This is a genomic window from Luteimonas kalidii (assembly GCF_029887935.1).
Lineage (GTDB): Bacteria > Pseudomonadota > Gammaproteobacteria > Xanthomonadales > Xanthomonadaceae > Luteimonas > Luteimonas kalidii.
Genome location: NZ_JARXRO010000014.1, coordinates 1 through 17,618 on the forward strand (window position 1 = coordinate 1; position 17,618 = coordinate 17,618).

16 protein-coding genes are annotated in these 17,618 nt (G+C 63.6%); 10 read left to right on the forward strand and 6 right to left on the reverse strand.

What is annotated here, in order from left to right; all coding sequences use genetic code 11:
* Positions 1–14: 14 nt before the first annotated feature.
* Positions 15–329, reverse strand: a complete 315-nt coding sequence (locus QFW81_RS05525; RefSeq protein WP_202841310.1) for a DUF1153 domain-containing protein — start codon at positions 327–329, stop codon at positions 15–17.
* 70 nt (positions 330–399) lie between these two features.
* Here QFW81_RS05525 and QFW81_RS05530 point away from each other — a divergent pair, with 70 nt between their 5' ends.
* From QFW81_RS05530 to QFW81_RS05555, 6 genes are all read left to right on the forward strand, one after another.
* Positions 400–711 carry a hypothetical protein gene (locus tag QFW81_RS05530; protein ID WP_280577635.1) on the forward strand — a complete coding sequence of 104 codons (312 nt, stop codon included), beginning with the start codon at positions 400–402 and terminating at the stop codon, positions 709–711.
* Between the two features lie 729 nt (positions 712–1,440).
* Entirely contained in the window at positions 1,441–3,714 is a 2,274-nt protein-coding gene (locus QFW81_RS05535; protein WP_280577637.1) for a S8 family serine peptidase, read from the forward strand.
* A 105-nt stretch (positions 3,715–3,819) separates the two neighbouring features.
* Positions 3,820–4,086 (forward strand): hypothetical protein, encoded by a 267-nt coding sequence (locus QFW81_RS05540; RefSeq protein WP_280577639.1) that lies wholly within the window; start codon positions 3,820–3,822, stop codon positions 4,084–4,086.
* Between the two features lie 390 nt (positions 4,087–4,476).
* Positions 4,477–5,061: a hypothetical protein gene (locus tag QFW81_RS05545; protein ID WP_280577641.1), complete on the forward strand. Its 585-nt coding sequence runs from the start codon at positions 4,477–4,479 to the stop codon at positions 5,059–5,061.
* 140 nt (positions 5,062–5,201) lie between these two features.
* On the forward strand, positions 5,202–5,903 hold the full coding sequence (locus QFW81_RS05550; protein WP_280577642.1) for a DUF1353 domain-containing protein: 702 nt from the start codon (positions 5,202–5,204) through the stop codon (positions 5,901–5,903).
* A gap of 422 nt (positions 5,904–6,325) precedes the next feature.
* Positions 6,326–7,162 carry an XAC0095 family protein gene (locus QFW81_RS05555; RefSeq protein ID WP_280577644.1) on the forward strand — a complete coding sequence of 279 codons (837 nt, stop codon included), beginning with the start codon at positions 6,326–6,328 and terminating at the stop codon, positions 7,160–7,162.
* 127 nt (positions 7,163–7,289) lie between these two features.
* Here the strand turns inward: QFW81_RS05555 and QFW81_RS05560 are convergent, their stop codons facing one another.
* Positions 7,290–8,150: a diguanylate cyclase domain-containing protein gene (locus QFW81_RS05560; RefSeq protein WP_280577645.1), complete on the reverse strand. Its 861-nt coding sequence runs from the start codon at positions 8,148–8,150 to the stop codon at positions 7,290–7,292.
* Positions 8,151–8,649: 499 nt separating this feature from the next.
* Here QFW81_RS05560 and QFW81_RS05565 point away from each other — a divergent pair, with 499 nt between their 5' ends.
* Together QFW81_RS05565 and QFW81_RS05570 are read left to right on the forward strand one after the other, a co-directional pair.
* Positions 8,650–10,737, forward strand: coding sequence for an alpha-L-arabinofuranosidase (locus QFW81_RS05565; RefSeq protein ID WP_280577650.1), 2,088 nt, complete (start codon positions 8,650–8,652; stop codon positions 10,735–10,737).
* A 102-nt stretch (positions 10,738–10,839) separates the two neighbouring features.
* Complete coding sequence (locus QFW81_RS05570; protein ID WP_280577652.1) at positions 10,840–11,175, forward strand: hypothetical protein; 336 nt, start codon at positions 10,840–10,842, stop codon at positions 11,173–11,175.
* 384 nt (positions 11,176–11,559) lie between these two features.
* Here the strand turns inward: QFW81_RS05570 and QFW81_RS05575 are convergent, their stop codons facing one another.
* From QFW81_RS05575 to QFW81_RS05590, 4 genes are all read right to left on the reverse strand, one after another.
* Positions 11,560–12,399, reverse strand: coding sequence for a hypothetical protein (locus QFW81_RS05575; protein WP_280577654.1), 840 nt, complete (start codon positions 12,397–12,399; stop codon positions 11,560–11,562).
* Positions 12,396–12,977 carry a hypothetical protein gene (locus QFW81_RS05580; protein ID WP_280577656.1) on the reverse strand — a complete coding sequence of 194 codons (582 nt, stop codon included), beginning with the start codon at positions 12,975–12,977 and terminating at the stop codon, positions 12,396–12,398. Before QFW81_RS05580 ends, QFW81_RS05575 begins: the two co-directional genes overlap by 4 nt.
* A 346-nt stretch (positions 12,978–13,323) precedes the next feature.
* Positions 13,324–14,307, reverse strand: a complete 984-nt coding sequence (locus QFW81_RS05585; protein WP_280577658.1) for a hypothetical protein — start codon at positions 14,305–14,307, stop codon at positions 13,324–13,326.
* Positions 14,308–14,329: 22 nt separating this feature from the next.
* Positions 14,330–15,772 carry a hypothetical protein gene (locus tag QFW81_RS05590; protein ID WP_280577660.1) on the reverse strand — a complete coding sequence of 481 codons (1,443 nt, stop codon included), beginning with the start codon at positions 15,770–15,772 and terminating at the stop codon, positions 14,330–14,332.
* A 461-nt stretch (positions 15,773–16,233) separates the two neighbouring features.
* On the opposite strand from QFW81_RS05590, the gene QFW81_RS05595 reads away from it, so the two are divergent.
* Together QFW81_RS05595 and QFW81_RS05600 are read left to right on the forward strand one after the other, a co-directional pair.
* Positions 16,234–16,824, forward strand: a complete 591-nt coding sequence (locus QFW81_RS05595; RefSeq protein ID WP_280577662.1) for a GNAT family N-acetyltransferase — start codon at positions 16,234–16,236, stop codon at positions 16,822–16,824.
* A gap of 264 nt (positions 16,825–17,088) precedes the next feature.
* A complete protein-coding gene (locus tag QFW81_RS05600; protein ID WP_280577664.1) occupies positions 17,089–17,598 on the forward strand; it encodes a YdbT family protein in 510 nt (169 codons plus the stop codon).
* Positions 17,599–17,618: the final 20 nt, after the last annotated feature.

Here is a 17,618-nt window from a genome sequence, read left to right on the forward strand (position 1 = left end):
CTGGATCGAGACCATCAGGTCTCGTCCTTGCCCAACAGGGACGCCAATTTTTTTCGGGCGCGCAGCTCCAGCATGGCCTCGCCGTAGGCTTCCTGGAGGTCCTTGAGCTGGCGCTCGTACTGCTCCCGGACATCCTCGGGCTTGGCCCGCAGGGCGTTCTCCATGCCGCGCTTGGCGTCGTCCACCCAGCTCTCGATCTCCGAGGGCGTCAGGTCGAACTGCCGGCTCGCCTCGGCCACCGTCGTCTTGCCCTGGATGATCTCCAGCACCAGCGCCGACTTCCGCCGGGCTGTCCAACGCTTGATCTCTTCGTCCATCACTTGGCTCATCGTGCTCTCCTTCGAAAGGTAGCACCTGAGCAGGAAATCACTGGGTCATTACACCAAGTCCGAGGCCTTCGTGCGCCAGACCCTGACCGTGCTGGAGCAGAACCCCGACATCGTGCCGCCGGCGCTGGGCCTGCCCGAGGCGCAGGCCGACCTGGTGGCGATGGACCGCCTGCGCCCGGTGCTCAGCCGCCTGCAGCGCCTGACCGAGCGCGTGTCCGACTCGGAAATGGCGCTGGGCAGCGACCTGATGAACACCGCGCTCGAAGGCTACGGCCTGCTCAAGGTCTCCGGCCGCAACCGCAGCCTAGAAGGCGCCGCCGAAGCCCTGGGCGCCCGCTTCGCCCGCCGCGGCTCGCGGCCGAGCGCTGCGCCGGCGGAGTGATGCTCCGAACCTAGGGGCGGGCAGGGCCCGCTCCCGGCAGTGCACCTCCACCAAGGCCCCGTTCGCGGGGCCCTTCTGTTGGCCGGCGTTCGCAACACCGAGGCGCCGACCGGGTCGGCCTGACATGCGAGGGAATCTGCCGGCCCGTGCTTAGTGCCTTTCCTCTCAGTCAGTCACTCCGGCGGTGAAGACTCTAGCGTTGTGGTCGGCCGGCGTCATGGGCCGAGAGCGGCTCCGGGCGGTGCTCGTTGTTGGCTGTCAGGTCCTGTCACAAAGCCGTCGGCCGGAACACGCCGTTGCTGGTGCAGCTCCGCCTCGCTATAGGTGCGGCTGAAGCACCCCATGTAGGCGTTCTGGTTCCGTTTGCGAGGCCGGAACCCCATCGCCGGGCGGATTCTTGCATGCTGGCATGGATGCCTGACCGGCAGCCAGGCGCCACGGCTTGGAGTCAAAGCGATCCGGGTCTTGCGAACGTCGACGCTTTTATGGGCTTCTTGCTGAAGATCCCAGAAGCCATACCTTCTCGGAATATCCGTTGTAGGAGGCCTTGCGGACCGCAATTGGTGCTTGCACGCGCGGAGATGGCGGAGATATCGTCGGTCCGTGGGCCGACGTGTCAGAACGGCCCATGTTCGCGCCGAGATCTGAAGGATGTCCGGACGCAGTGAGGACGTATGTTGTGGATCTCGTCGCAATCGTGACTCAACTACTACTCAAGGATTCACCAAAATGTCAAAGGAACAGACTCGCGGCTTATTTGTGAATGCGCTGTCGGCCGCAACAGCGCTGGCAATTGCCTCGTTAAGCACCGTCTCGGCGAGTGAAGGAGTCAATCTCATTGACCTATCAGGGTCGCCGCAGCACGACCAACTCATCATCCGCTACAAAGAAGGGACACACGAACGCAATAATCCGTCTGCCATTGCGAGCGGGCTTGAGACCGCTGCCAGAGCCGTCGCAGCTTCCATGCACGACAAGACAATGAGAATCGACCATGTGCGCCGCATGGCCCTGGGCGCGGACGTGATCAGAATCGACCGTAAACTCAGCCGCAGCGACATCGAGCGGTTGATGCGTGAGATCGCTTCAGATCCAGACGTCGAGTATGTTGAACTTGACGTACTTCATCGTGCGCTGGTTAACCCGAATGACCCGCGCTATTCAGATCAGTGGCACTATTACGAAGCTCTTGGCGGCATTAACGCGCCCCAAGCATGGGATCTCTCGACCGGTCAAGGTGTAGTGGTAGCTATCGTGGATAGCGGACACATCTCTCATGCTGATCTGAATGGCAACGTCGTGGGTGGCTACGACATGATCAGCAGTACATCGGGCGGAAATGGTGGTTCCGGAGACGGGAACGGGCGCGATAGCGACTATTCCGACGTGTCCAATGTGCAGCATGGAAACCACGTTGCCGGGACGGTCGCCGCGGTGACTAGGAACAGCATCGGCGTGGCCGGGGTAGCTTACGACGCCAAGATTACCCAGATCCGCGTGCTTGGCAACAATGGCTATGGCAGTCTATCGGACATCGCGGATGGCATCGTATGGGCTGCGGGCGGCGCAGTTCCATTGGCGCCGAGCAATCCCAACCCCGCCGAGGTGATCAACCTCAGTCTCGGTGGGTCAGGCGGTTGCTCGAGTACTTATCAAAACGCTATCAACGCTGCTATACAGAGCGGCGCCGTTGTGGTGGCGGCGGCGGGCAACAGCAATGCGAATGTTTCCGGGTTTGCGCCCGCGAACTGCAGCGGTGTGATAGCCGTCGCGGCGAGCGATCGCCAAGGTAACCGGGCCAACTACTCCAACTATGGCTCGCTTATCGATGTGACGGCGCCCGGGGGTGAGACCGGCGGAAACACGACCAACGCTAACGGCGTGCTCTCTACAGTGGCGGGCAACGGTTACGCCTACTACGAGGGTACCTCGATGGCAGCGCCCCACGTAGCTGGCGTTGCGGCATTAGTGCAGGCGCGCGCTGCCGTTCCGCTAACGCCTTCTGAGATGGAACAGGTGCTCAAGGATACGGCGCGCCCGCTGCCGGGTAGCTGTACAGGTGGGTGCGGCGCGGGCATCGTCGATGCGAGCGCGGCGGTCGCTTCTTTAGCGAGCTCATTGCCGACGCAGAACGTAGGCGCAGATTTCGATGGAGATGGAGCCTTCGATATTCTGTGGCGTAATACCAGCAATGGGCAGAATGTGATCTGGCGATCAGGCAATAGCGCAACTCAACAGAGCGTAACGGCAGTTCCTAGCCAAGCTTGGCGGGTCGTTGGTGTAGGTGATTTCAACGGTGACGGCCAAGACGACATTCTTTGGCGCAACGACATTACCGGCGCAAACTCGGTATGGATGTCCGGCGACGGTGCGACTCAGCTGGGGTTGGAGACAGTTGCCAGCCAGGCTTGGGTCGTTGCTGGCACGGGTGATTTCAATGGCGACGGCAAAGATGACATTCTGTGGCGCAATGGCAGTACAGGCGCCAACGTGATATGGAGATCTGGCGACAGTTCAACCCAGCAGCCGGTCACAGCGGTTACCGATTCGCAGTGGTATGTGGCGGGTGTAGGTGACTTCAATAGCGATGGCTTGGACGACATCCTCTGGCGTAATCGCGATTCGGGTGCGAATTCGATCTGGAGATCCGGCAGTAGCGCGAACATGCAGATGGTCACAGCGGTCACGAGCTCAGGTTGGCAGGTGGCCGGCATCGGAGACTTTAATGGTGACAGCACCGACGACATCTTGTGGCGAAATCTCATTACGGGCGCGAACTCGATCTGGAAATCTGCCAACAATGCCACTCAGCAAGCCGTGACATTAGTAGATAATCTTGACTGGGAGGTCGCAGGCATAGGCGACTACAATGCCGACGGCGTGGACGATATTCTTTGGCGGAATAGTGCTAGCGGCGCCAATTCGATCTGGAGGTCAGGCAACAGCGCTACCGCACAGGCGGTAACGGCGGTTGAGAACCAAGCTTGGAAGGTTGTTCCCTGATCTAGTCGGACTGTTCTTCGGTGCAGCCCGCACATGGGCTGCACCGATCAGATTGCAGAGCATTGTGCGCGAGACCCTGACCGTGCTGGAGCAGAACCCGACATCGTGCCGCCGGCGCCGGGCCGGCCCGAGGCCCAGGCCGACCTGGTGGCGATGGACCTCCTGCGCCTGGTGCTCGGCCGCCTGCAGCGCCTGATCGAGCGCGTGTCCGACTCGGAAATGGCGCTGGGCAGCGACCTGATGAACACCGCACTCGAAGGCTATGGCCTGCTCAAGGTCTCCGGCCGCAACCGCGGCCTGGAAGGCGCCGCCGAAGCCCTAGGCGCCCGCTTCGCCCGCCGCGGCTCCCGCCCGAGCGCCGCGGCCGCGTAGTGATGTTTCGGCCCCAAGGGCGGACAGGGCTCGCTCCGGGCATCGCATCGCCACCAAGGCCCCACTCGCGGAGGCCTTTTTGCTGGCCAGTCGTCCGGGACAGCCGGCGCGCCGCCTGAATCGGCTCGACGGCCGACCGATCCGGGTGGCACGCGTACAAAATTGCCTCTCGGATGGACAGATTTTGTCCATCGCTACAGCGGAAGGCGGTGTCGGGGGAAGGTTCGCTGGCCGTACGGCGGGCGACGAGCGAAGGCAGGTGCCGCCCGGCAACAATTGACCCCAACGGCGATCGCCGACCAAACTTGGCCCGAATGCCTGTCGTCGCAGACCTGTGGATGGTCCGCATCCGGGAGATGTCTCTCCAGATGCGCTCGGGCTGGGGGAAGAATGATCGAGAATCTGTTGGAAATGGCCGACGGAAGGCTGCTGATCCCGCTGGTCGTGGCAGCCGTGGGCGTAGCGATGGCGAAGGGGGCCTTTAGTCTCTTCCGCTCCCGTAGCCAGGATCGCAGAGACTTCCTCGACCTGTTCCGGGACCACGAGGCGCAAAGCGACCTGTGGATGACGGTCGCCGTCCGGCACGTGTTCGGCGCGTATCTTCCCGCGAGCCTGATCAGGCAGTTGATGTCCAGCCCTCAGCCCGGCCGTGCCTTGCTCGAAGTCGGCGGCGCATGGGATTTCATCGACATGGACGACGAGACTGGCGAGCTGACTTGGCGCCGGAAGCTCTTTCACACGCCAAAGAGAAGAAGGGTCGTGGTGTGGACGTTGCACGTGGCCTACTTCGTGCTTGCGGCTACTTCGCTCTGGCTCGCCTACCTGTGCCTAACCGGCCAGCTTGATGGCAGAGCTCTCTGGATCGCATGGGTGTACGCGATCTTGTGCGGGGCCGGTGCATTCGCTGCGCTGGCCTACGGCGATAGCCTCAACGACGCGAGCAAGGCGGCCGAACGCTGGTTGGGCCTCGCGTAGCCCTGAAGACCCGGGTTAGGCTCGCAGGGGGCCAGGGCAGGGGAGGTCGGTGGCCGGCAGGGGGCAATCTGGACTTGGAATGCCTACAGGTCCGATTGCGATCATCAGTCAACGGAAGCTGGCGATACAAGGGGAATGTCATGCGCACACTGGTTCTGGTAGTGGCTTTGCTTTGCCTCGTTCTTCCCGTGAATGCCCAGGAAGCTGGACCGCACGGCTTGTTTCGTGGCGAGGTGGTCACCCGCTGGCTCGATGAGCCGAGGCGGATGCAGCTCGTCGAGGATTTCGCGTACGTGGCCCCGGACGAACTGGTCTGGGACGCGCCCGCAGGGTGGATCATCGATGGCGCATCGATCCCGCGGTTCGCGTGGTCCATCGTGGGCGGGCCCTACGAGGGGAACTACCGGCGCGCCTCCGTGATTCACGATGTGGCCTGCGACCGGAAGGAGCGGCCCTGGAAGCTGGTGCATCGCGCCTTCTACACGGCGATGCTCGCCGCCGGCGTCGATGCGATGAAGGCGAAGCTGATGTATGCGGCGGTGTACTTCGGTGGGCCACGCTGGGACAGCAGCGTCAACGTCGCCACGTCTTCGCCGTTCGGGCCGGATGCGCCTTCGGCGGTATACATGCGCACGCACCGGGTGGAGCCGGACTACGCCATCGTCCATCCAGCCGCGCCGCCGGATGGCACGACGGGTTCCGGGCCGGTCTTCTCCTCGACATTGTTCTTCGAGGCCCACGAAGAGACATTGCTCACCGAGCAGCAGTTCGAGGTGCTGCGGGCGAAGATCGAGGCGGAGGACCTCAGCCTTGAGCAGATCGAGGGCTACGAGCCCGATTGACGCGGAGCAAAGCGGAGCTGCGCGAAGCATGAGGCGAACGGCAGGTTTCGTCGCCTCGCACATTCGGCCGACGGGTGGAGATCCATCGTCGGCCGGGTCGTGGCGTCGTCCCGTTCGGGTGGTTCTTCGGAGTGGTGTTGCCCATTCCGAGGGTTGTTGACACGCCGAAAATCCAGTAGCAGACTCGATTCCAAGGAGCGTCGAAACTCCTCACAGAGCGGTACCCACCTCCGACAAACTGGTGGGTTTTTTGTGCCTGCATGCTTTGCAGGCACAACCGACGCGATGCCTGCGTCGGGAGGGCGGCTAATACAACACCCTTCGGGGAAATACGCCCGCCGGCTCTGTGCGGTTTCGAACCTCCCGACTTCCCGTCGGCCGCAGCGCGGTGGGCGGGCACTTCATGGAACGAGGAGGCGACGATGTCGAAGCACACGATGGACGCGAGGGGCACCACCGGCTACTTCCTGCCCGAGGAGAGCCACTTCCGATTGAAGAAGCTGCACGGCCACATGGAATTCCTGTCGCAGCTCGCGCAGCCGCGCAGGGACGACGAGGAGGACACGGGCTTCGGCCCAGAGATCAGCGGCGACGAGATGGCCGTGTGCCTGGAACTGCTGGCCGAGCAGGCCGGGCGCGTGCTGGACGAGGTGACATGGCCGGCAGAGCGGAAGACTGCTGCACAGCGATCGCAGGCGCGCGGTGAGGACGACCTGGACGATCGGGCGGAGGCCGAGGAGGCCGAGGAGGCCGAGGACGCCGAGGAAGCCGATGAGGCCTTGGACGCCGAACCCCAGGACGACGAGGCTGGCGAGCTACCGCCCGCGAATGCCCAGGAAGATGCGGATTCCGGGACGGACGAGGCGAGCGGTGCAGGCGATGCCGACGCGGACGCCACCGCCGACCCACTTGTCATCGGCATGACCATGGACCAGCTGGACGCCCTCAACCGCCTGCACGACCGGCTGCACGCCTACGGCGACATGGTCCTGGGTCTGGAGCGAATGACCCTGGCCGACGGCACGCCCACCGTGCTTGGCGAAGTGATCTTCGAAGACGCCGAGGCCGCTAGCAAGCTCATGGACCAGGTGGCCGGTCAGTGCCTTCCCGATGAACTCCGCGGGACGCGCGGCGTCCGCGAAGCGCACGCCGCCTACGGCGCGCCCGGCAGCCACGGTCCCAATTTCGACTCGGCCATGCCGAGGCTGCCACCGCCCGTGCCTGCGGGTGGCCACCCGCAGGGAGCCAGCCTGCATTGAGTGGGCAGGGCGCGGTGCCGGACTCGCTGGGAGGCCCGGCACCGTGCCAGTCCTGGGGACACCTGAAAGCACGAGGCGATGGCTGTGAGGTTCGGCGCGCTGCTCCAGGCGTCGGTCCGAACGCGGGCTAACCGGTGCCCGCGCCCGCCCGCCGCTTGACGGCATACATCGCGCGGTCGGCATGAGCGAGCAGGGTGGCGACGTCGTCGCCGTCGCCGGGAAAGCAGGCGATGCCCACGCTGGCATCGAGCTGGAACGGTTGACCGGCGAGATGATCGATCCGGCGCAGCCGGTCGCGCAGCGCGTCGGCGACACGGCGGGCGGCGGTGGCGTCCCTGCATCCGGGCAGCACCACCACGAATTCGTCGCCACCGATCCGCGCGGCGACGTCGCCGTGCCGCAGGCCCTGCGTCAGCCGGGCAGCGACGTCCTGCAGCAGGCGGTCGCCGGCGTCGTGGCCGCCGAGGTCGTTCGCCGCCTTGAAGCCGTCCAGGTCGACATACAGCAGCGCCAGGCCATCGCCGTTCGCCCGCGCGTGCGAGAGCGCCCGCGTCAGGACCTGTTGCAGGTGGTGGCGGTTGGGCAGTCCGGTCAGCGTGTCGTGGTTGGCGAGATGCTCCAGTTCCGCTTCGACGCGGCGCAACTCGGTGGCCTCGCGCCCCACGCCGATGCGCACGCCATATTCGGGGCACCAGCAGGCCGACCACTGCATGTCAACGAGGTGGCCGTCCTTGTGGACGTAGCGGTTGCGGAAGTGGCGCTGGATGGCGCCCGCGGTGACCTCTGCGGCCTGGCGCACGGTGTCTTCGCGATCTGGGGGGTACACGAAGTCGAAGGCCGGCCGGCCCAGGACCTCGTCGGCCCGGTAGCCCAGGATGCGTTCGAAGCCGGCGCTGACGAACAGATAGCGGCTGTCTTCGGCGACCACGCAGACGGCGTCGGGCAGCAGGGCGAGCACATCGGTGAGCGGAGGCAGCCTTGGGTTCATCGTTCGACGCGGTATTCGCCTGGAAACGTGTGGCGAACAGCATGTCAGAGTCCGCGCGCGCGGGGCGGAATGAGTCGCGATTGGGCGGAGGGCGGCGCGGCTGGAGGGCGCGAAGCGCGCCGCCGCCTTCCGATCTTCTGCGGCCCGGTCCAGGTCTCCCCGGATTACCGGGGCGCGGCGGCTGCGCCAGCGTGGACGCAGCGAGGCGGACGGGGCGCCCATCGCCCATCGGCCATCGGGGCTGCCACACGATGTTGGACGACGCCCGGACGCATGGGCACCGAGCCCGGTTTCGGACCCCGGTTTCGCTCCGGGTTTCGCTGCGCTGGCATGTTCGTACTGGGATGCTTCAGTCCGTTATCCGCATGGCTGAGAGCCGGGCGCGGCCGCGCGCCGCGGCTATGCTGTGCCGGCGCGGGGGCGGCGCACCTGGTCACGGGCACGGCACAGGCCTGCGCTGCGCACGCAGAACCCCGAACCATGCTGGAGACGATGACGGATGGAGCATCAAAACAAGGTGGACCTGATGCGGCGCAACCTGCTGCTGGGCTCGGCGGCGCTGGGCGCGGCGGCGTGGATTCCGCCGGTCTTCGCGGCATCCGGCGGCATCACGGCCACGATCGATACCGGGGCAGCGCGTTCGCCGATCTCGCCGATGATCTACGGCGGCTTCATCGAGCACATCGGCAACCTGATCAACCACAGCCTGTGGAGCGAAACGCTCGACGACCGCAAGTTCTATTACGGCGTCGTCGCGGAGCGGGAGCAGAAGCCGACCGAACGGCGCGCCGCGCGCGCTTACGTCGAAAAGTGGGTGGCCATCGGATCCTCGTCGGCCATTTCCCTGGACACCGACCGCCCCTGGGTGGGCGAGCACAGTCCCGTCGTCGCCCTCGACGGGTCGCAGGAACGGGGGATGGTGCAGCACAGCCTGGCCCTGAAATCCGGTCCCGCCTACGACGGCCGTATCGTCCTGAGGGCCGATCCTGGCGTGACGGTGACCGTCAGGCTGGTCCCCGGGACTGGCGGCGAGGCGCTTTCGACCCGGGTGCGCGCCTCGTCGGAGTGGGAGACGCAGCGCTTCAGCTTCAACCCGGGCATCGACACCACCGACGCCCGTCTGGAGATCGTCGGCGAGGGCCGCGGCCGCTTCGGCGTGGGTGCGGTGTCGCTGATGCCGGCGGACAACGTGCGCGGGTTCCGTGCCGACACGGTGGCGCTGATGAAGCAGATGAACTGCCACATCCTCCGGATGCCGGGCGGTAACTTCATCTCCGCCCACGACTGGGAAGACAGCATCGGCGACCCCGACAGGCGCCCGCCCGTCATGGACCCGGTGTGGAGCGCGGTGCAGCCCAACGACGTGGGTGTGGACGAGCTGCTGCAGCTGTGCGAGTTGATCGAATGCGAGCCGTTCTGGTGCGTGAACACCGGCTTCGGCGATCCACGCTCCGGCGCCCAGCTGCTCGAGTACGTCAACGGCAGCGCCGAGACCGAGTGGGGCGCGCGGCGCGCGGCCAACGGCCGCAGCAAGCCCTATGGCGTCAAGTACTGGGCGGTGGGCAACGAGATGTACGGCCACTGGCAGTACGGGCACATGGCGCGCGACCAGTACACCGTCAAGCACAACCTGTTCGTCGACGCGATGCGCAAGGTGGACCCGGACATCTACATCGTGGCCCCCGGCGGTTTCGTCGACGAGATGACCACTGGGCAGGGCATCTTCATCGCCGGCCAGCCGCAGGTGCACGTCGGGTCCGACCGCGACTGGGCCTACGGCATGCTCAAGAACAGCTGGGGCAGGTTCGATGCGCTCGGCACCCACGCCTATCCACCGGCGAACAAGCGCTTCGACCTGGCCAGCGGCAAGCTGGTGGACGTCACCCAGACGCTCAACGAATGGGCACACCAGATGCCCGACCGCATCCGGACCATGGTGGACGCGTGGGAGGAGTACAAGACCCACTTCCCGGAACTGGAGAAGGGCAGCGTCAAGGTGTTCTTCGACGAATGGGCCTTCCATTTCGAGGACGACCTCAAGGGCGCCCTGGCGATCGCCGCCGCGTTCCACGAGTTCTTCCGCCACACCGACTTCATCGAGATGGCCGGCTTCACCATGGCTACCGGGTGGCTCAACGTCGACCGCACGCGCTCGCAGATCAGCATCAAGGGACGGATGTTCCAGTTCTACCAGGCGCATTTCGGCACCGTGCCGGTGGCGGTCAACGGCAATGTGCCAACGCCCGCGCCGAAGTACCCGATCGGTGGCGACCAGCCCAGCGTCAACACCGGTGGCGACACTTATCCGCTGGACGTGTCCGCCGCGCTGACGCCCGATGGCAGGACCCTGGCTGTGGCGGTGGTCAACGCCACCGGGGAGCCACACAGCGTCTCGCTCGCGTTGCAGGGCTTCAGGCCCAAGGGCGCGGGACGGTGCTGGAAGTTCACCGGCCCCGGCCCAGACGCGAAGAACCCGCTCGGGGAGCCGGAGCAGGTCGGTGCGACGGAGTCGGCGTTCGACGCCTCGGCCGGTTCGTTGTCCATCGCTGCGGCAAGCGTGGAGATCTATCACTTCGAACGTGCCTGATCCTGCCATGACCCGGAACCCGCGCCCAGCCTGTCCGACCTGGAATCCCGCCTGTCCGGCCTGCTGGCGCGGGACAACGCCACCCGCCGCCAGATCACCAGGATGGGCGACAAGTCCGAGGCCTTCGTGCGCCAGACCCTGACGGTGCTGGAGCAGAACCCCGACATCGTGCCGCCGGCGCTGGGCCTGCCCGAGGCCCAGGCCGACCTGGTGGCGATGGACCGCCTGCGCCCGGTGCTCAGCCGCCTGCAGCGCCTGACCGAGCGCGTGGCCGACTCGGAAATGGCACTGGGCAGCGACCTGATGAACACCGCGCTCGAAGGCTACGGCCTGCTCAAGGTTTCCGGCCGCAACCGCGGCCTGGAAGGCGCCGCCGAAGCCCTGGGCGCCCGCTTCGCCCGCGGCAACCGCCGCCCGAGCGCTACTCCGGCGGAGTGACGCCCCGGCCCCAGAGGCGGGCAGGGTCCGCTCCCGGTATCGCATCGCTCCCAAAGCCCCGGAAGCCGGTGCTCTGGCCGAATCGTCCCGTCAGTCGAGCAAAACAGCCTGCGCGCCGGGCAAATCAGCGCGTACTCCGGTAATAAAAGCCCGTCTGCCGAGCAAATAAGCCCGTCGACGGGCTTCGGAAGCCGGCCCTCCGGCTTGCTCGGGCGGCGCGCGGGCTTATTGCCCGGCTGGTGGACAAGTGATCTCCATTGCCTCGTCCGGCGCGGCGCAGGTCGGAGAAGGGATGGCTAGCCCGGCTGGGGGCAGGCGTTCACCCCGACAAGGTCACTACCCGATGCAGGCGCAACTACCACCGCGGATCCCCGACAACGCCCGCTAGGTTGACTTCTCGGCCTCTCTCGCCTGGTTGAGAAGCGACGCTATATCGCCTTTACTGATCTTAAGTCGATCCAACAGCTTGGGATCGTCAGCAACGGCGCGGAGCAAGCTCTTGGCCAGCTCTGCAGCGTCTTCCGGACGATTCCGGTTTAGGTTCCACTTGGCGCGATGGTAGGAGAGGCGATACGCATGGTCGGCTAACTCATTCGCTGACCTTTGAAGCTCCGCGACGGGTACGCGCTCGATCTCGAAGAGGTCGCGGTTATTCGGCAGCATTGCAAGGAGATCCTTCCCTAGCGTGGCGGCCTCGGCGCAGTGGTCCACGAATCGCTGGGTGCAGTCTATGAAGTAGGCGCGCCACAAGTTGTAGTACAGGTAGATCCCAAACTGCGTGTCCCGGACGGTCGGACTGGTCTCGGCAACCACGGCGTCCAGAAGGGCGACGGCCCTGTCGACATTCACGGGCTTCAGGAACTGTGTTGCTGCAGCCACCGATCGGCGGTTATGGACGGCCGCAGGATTTCGCGGCGCGAGATGTATCTTGAAGCGAAGGTCCCTCTGCCCGAGCGCCTCTAGGAACAACGTCATCGTACGCGGGTAGTACCCGATGCCGGCGTCAGCACGTACATCCAGCAGGAGGCTGCTCTCCGACCCGGACGGAAGTATGTACTCAGCCTTGACATCCTCTCCATCCACCGTCACTTTCGCGTCGATGGTGTCGCCAGTCTTTGCATCGCGAACCTCAAACTTAATCTTGACAACTCGCTGTTGCGCGATGGCGAGCGGCCCTGCAGTCAATAGTGACAGGGAGAGCAGCAACGTAGTGGCCAGTTTCATTTTTGTTCCCCTTGGCGGCCGGCCTGTGAAATACCGATAAGCAGCGAGATGTATACGAGTAACTCTTTTACGTAGTCCCTGCTCATAGCCAGGAAATGCTCGCGGGACTTCGAGACTACTTCCGGCAATGCATCGGTCTGTCCAAGCATTACGTCTACCCGTGTCGTAATGGCGCAGTAAACGACAATCGACAAGAGAAACAGAAACGTCAGGGTCGCGAACAGCCAGATCGTTCTGGCTTCGATGCGGCCGTCCTTCTGCACGCCAGCCACGGCGTAGGCCATGATGAATGGAACGACGAACGTGCCCAAAGTTTCCCTGACGTCCGACGCGTACAGACCTGCTATCGCCATGCTGAAGGTAATGGTCGGACTAGATCGGGTGTACCAGTCCGAAGCGATGAACGTCGCGAGCAGGACGATCAATGGAAGGGCATAGAGTCCAAGCAAAACGTAGCAAATCGTCAGTATGTCCGAGGGGGACTCCAACCATGACTTGACCCGTAGAAAGAAACTCAGAAGCGCAGATTGCTCGGGCTTGGCCGAAGAATGATCCGTGCCTGGAAGCGGTGTGGCCATATGCGAGTCTCCGTTTCTTTGCAGCGCCCATCGCTCGTGATGTCACTGAGCCCGGTGTAGTGCCACGGCATGGTCAGTTCCGTTGTAGCGAAGTGTCCCCGTCCACTCTTTCGTTGTTCCATCAGGTGGACTGGCAGTAGAAGGGGCGATCTCGAAGTCAGGAGGTACCGAGCCAGAGGGCCCTAGCACTGCCATATTCATTCGGTCTTCCACAATGCTTCCTTCGAACTTCCAGAGAAACCCTTCGTGGAACCGTATGACGTTCTTGATGTCACTCAAAGTGCAAGAACCGGGAATCGGAATGACAAGCGGTTCGTCTTTTTGTTTTGGCATGGCTGTCGCGCCTTCAGTTGGGTATGAAACCGTCCTTCATCAGCTCGTCCACCAGATCTTCGGCGTTCCCCGACGGGCCATGGCGGCGGTAATAGCTTTTGGCCGCTTCGCGGACCTCGGCGGCAGGCGTGCTCTCATCAACGTCGGCCACGTCAATAGCGATCAAAGCCCTGCGTACCGCGGCCTCGTTGGCGGGAGCGTCGACGAAGTCCGAGAAGCTCTGGCCCCGCCTCACCGCAAAGGCCACCTGCGCATCGGTAGGAATAGTGATGTTCCGGACCTTGGCTTGTTCTCGGGATGCTTGGGCCGCTGCAGCCTTCTGCAGGTCTTGAGCCGCCGAGGCGAGCGTGCCGGCGCGGAAGTAGCGGATCGCGTCCCCGAATGCTGTCTGGCCTGGATATTCCTGGATTGACAGCCCCATGCTGCTGCGAATCTCTCCCAGCACGATCGCACGCTGTGCATCCATGGTCGACACCAGTGCCAGGCTGGTCTGGTTGTAGAGAAAGGTGCTGTCAACTTGTGCGCCGCCTCCGCTAAGCAAGGTGCTCAGAGCCGCATAGTTGGCCTTGACGCCAGCGGACTCGGCGAGAGAGGAGGCCACGCTTGACGAGAGAATCAGAATGTTTTTGCCGAACTCAAAGCGGTTCCTTCCTGCGACCACGTCTCCAGCGAAATCGAGATATCGAACATCGATGTCCGAGAGCAGTCTTCGAAGCAGGCTGTTCCTAGTCGATTCATCGGCGGCGTTAAGCAGCGACTTGAGCTCATCTGCGCTGAGCATCAGCGGACTTTCGTCGCTTGCGAACGTGGCTTGGTCGAAGGGTGGTGCAGGCGCCCCTTGTAGCGTTGTACAGCCGCCCATCATCACGATCGCTGTCATCATGAGAGGGCAACTTGCTCGACGCAGGATTATGGATTTCATCTGGCACCCAAAAATGCCCGATAAGTGGCGACGTGCTCTCATCGTCCCAGAGTAATCACGATCGTATTCCTTCATGCGCTTGCCTCCGACCGAGCGGCTATTCGATCCAGCCCGATGCAGGTTTGAACAATCCGCTGGCTCGATCGAATATCGATGCTCCGAGCGTTCCTTGTGTCTCGGCGTCGTTGAGGGACTTGCGAAGCGACACGCAACGTTCGGAGTATTTCTGTTCTCCGATTCGACAGAGGGCGGCCAGCCTGTTGGCTTCCCCACTCAGGGAAAGGGCAGCGCGCACCTCGCTCTTTGTGCCCCGACCCTGATGGTGAATGTCTGCAATGGCTGTACAGACAAGGTCTGATGCACCATCGATGTCATACCAATTGGCATACAGCCGGCGGATCTTCTGCATCGTGATATTTGCTGCAAGACGGACCTGCCAGCGACGAGATGCCTCGTCCGTGTTTGACAGGTGAACCAGACGTGCTGCCGTCGAAAGCTCGGTCTCATCGACACGCGAACCCTCGGGGTTCAAGTACCGCATGAGGTCCCCGAGATTGGACTCGGTAGGCTTCTCCGGACGCGGATGCTCCTTCTCCAGACTTGCTAAGTGTTGCCCCAAGCGTCTATGCAACACTCCATCAACCACAGTCAGCTCGGGAAAGAGTGCCTGGAACGCGGGGTTGTCTGCCGCCAGCCCTCGCAGCAGCAGCACTAGATTGTCTCGGGGTGTATGCGCCGCAAATTGGAAGAAGCCGAATGTAAAGGCCGCACGGTCGTAGCTGTTGATTCGGTTGAATCGGCCGCCGCTTTCGCTGCTACTGATGACATCAAGCATGCCGGCAACACTTTGGTATTCATCGACAAATTGTGTCGCATCAAAGCGCGGCCCGGAAAGCCGTGACTGCGGCTGCATGAGGCCGCGGTACTTGCCGTACGCTACCTCTCGTCCGAGATAGAACTCGGCAGCGCCGGGGAGAGTCGCATAGTAGTCAAGGCTACCGCTAGTGGCACGGTCGCTTCGAATCAGGTGTCCATGACCGGTATTGGGGCGCTGCTCAGCCGTCGCACCTGAAACCCCATCGACCGCAAAGGGAAGTCCGCCAAAGAACAGCGCTTGGTTACCCCCGTAGCTGGCCTGAAAGCGGGCGAGGAACCGTTGTGGTGTCTCCTGCACGACAAGGTCGCGTGTGTTGGAATAGTGATAGATCTGCCCGCCCCAGAAGATCCCGACGTGCTTTTTCGGCACGTTGCGCATGCTGTGCTTGTCCAGGTCGACGTTGGCGCGATCTGTGACGAACACCAAGTGACTGTCGCCCTCCGAGGAGGTCCACTCTCCCACGCGTGGGCAGGTGGCGAACAACTCGTGGACACGCAGCGCCGCGCCACGTGTGCTGCGCCCGGTATGGGTTCGACATGTGTAGCCGGCCTCGATTTCAAGGGCGTGGCTGACGAAGTGCGCGCAGTGATTTTGGTCGGCGGCAGTGAACTTGTTGCCGCAGAACGCGTCGATCGATTTTCCTACCGTAGCCGACAGGTCCATTGCCTGGCCTCGCTGGTGCGTCCACGGGAGTGGCCGTTCAATTAGCTGAACGGGGGCTTATACCGATCTTGGACGACCGTTCGTCGGAAGTTGGCGCCCCATCACGCTGCGACAGGGCGTCAGGCATACTCGCTTGCGCGGGGTTTGGAAAGCCGACGAACCGGTACGACGCGGGGGCAGGCACAGCGACCCAAGGGGGACGGAGGGGATTAATCCGATTTACCTCCCGTCACCTCTTGGAGTTTGTCCTCGGCAAGATTGAAGGGGCGGAGGTGGTCCCGGGCTGCACACCAGCAGAACGGGGCCCGGCTCACCGTTCCGCCATTGTCGATTGAAGACGACGGAAGAAATGTTCGAAGAAGGTCAAGTTCTTGACTTTCGTCCGTTGACGCCTCGCATCGCCTTGCTTAACGCATCGCCAGCCAGAATGCTGCCCGCAGCAGTGGACTGGAGAGGATGCCGTGACTCGCCCCGCACTCGAGATTCGCAGTGCCGCGCCCGATGAGATGCCGTGCGTCGTCTCGACGATCGTGGCGGCCTTCGTCGCAGATCCGCCCGCGCGATTCGCCTGGCCTTCCGCGCATGACTACCTGCGGGCCATGCCCTTGGCCACGCGCGAGTTCGCAGGTGCCTGTTTCGAACACGGGACGGCTTATGCGACCGCCGATCTCAGCGGCGTGGCGCTCTGGCTGCCGCCGGGCGTGGCGCCAGGCGGAGAACGCCTGGCCACGATGTTCCGCGAGACGGCCAGGCCCGAACACCTGGACGACCTGCTCGCCGCGTTCGCAAGGATGGAGCAATGCCATGCATCGGAACCTCATTGGTATCTGCCGCAGATCGCCGTCGATCCGAGTGCTCAGGGCAGGGGCATTGGCGCGGCGTTGATGCGACATGCCCTTGCGCGCTGCGACCGGGAAGAGGCCCTGGCCTACCTGGAAGCGTCGGAGCCCGACAACGTTCCCTTCTATGAGCAGCAGGGGTTCGAGGCAGTCGGCGAGATCCGGGTGGGCAGGGCGCCTCCGGTGGCGCCCATGCTGCGCAAGCCCCGGTAGGAAAGCTATCGACCTGAAGGGGAAGAGGGCGGCCAGAGAACTCCGGGAGCTGTTTCCCGCGGCGCGGTGTGAGCCGGCCTTTCACAAGCGCCCCGTGACGCCCATCCAGGGCATGGAAGACGTCCGGTCCAATCCACACAGGGGCGGAAACAGGGATCCGACTGGCGTCTTCCCGCCCGCGTCAGCACACTCCACGGCGCATCGGAAACTTCCCTTGAGCCACGTTATCCACACTTCGGCACGATCACCGGGTACCACGCGCGCATGGACACTCGCTTTCTGACTTTCATGGAATTCCAAAGCGTCTACTTCTACCGGTTCATTACCCTCGCCATTTTCGTGGCAAGCGGTGTTCTTCTGCTGTTCGCCTTGCCCGGAATGAAGCGCGCCGAGATGTGGGTGATCGTGCCGGTGCTTCTCATCCTGTGGGGGCGCTTTGCTGTTGAATATTTCCGGGTGAAGAAGTCTGGCCCTGCGTTCCTCCATGATGACGAGCTGGTGATCTCCGGCGTCGAAAGCCGCCGGCAGATTCCCTTGACCCGCATTCGCTCGGTCAGCTCCAGGCACAGCGTGTTCATGGTGCGCCGCTATCGCTCATGGACGGATCACCTGGCGTTCCTGCAGGTCACATTGACCAACGGCGAGCGCATCTACACCCTGGTCGAGAGCAAGGTGTTCGAGTTCCCGGCAGGCAAGGGAACGCTGCGCGCGATGCAGGCTGCTGTGCTTTCGGCCAAGACGAAGACGCCTGCACGAGAACACGGGCCCGAATGAGCGAATCGAAAGGAACAAAG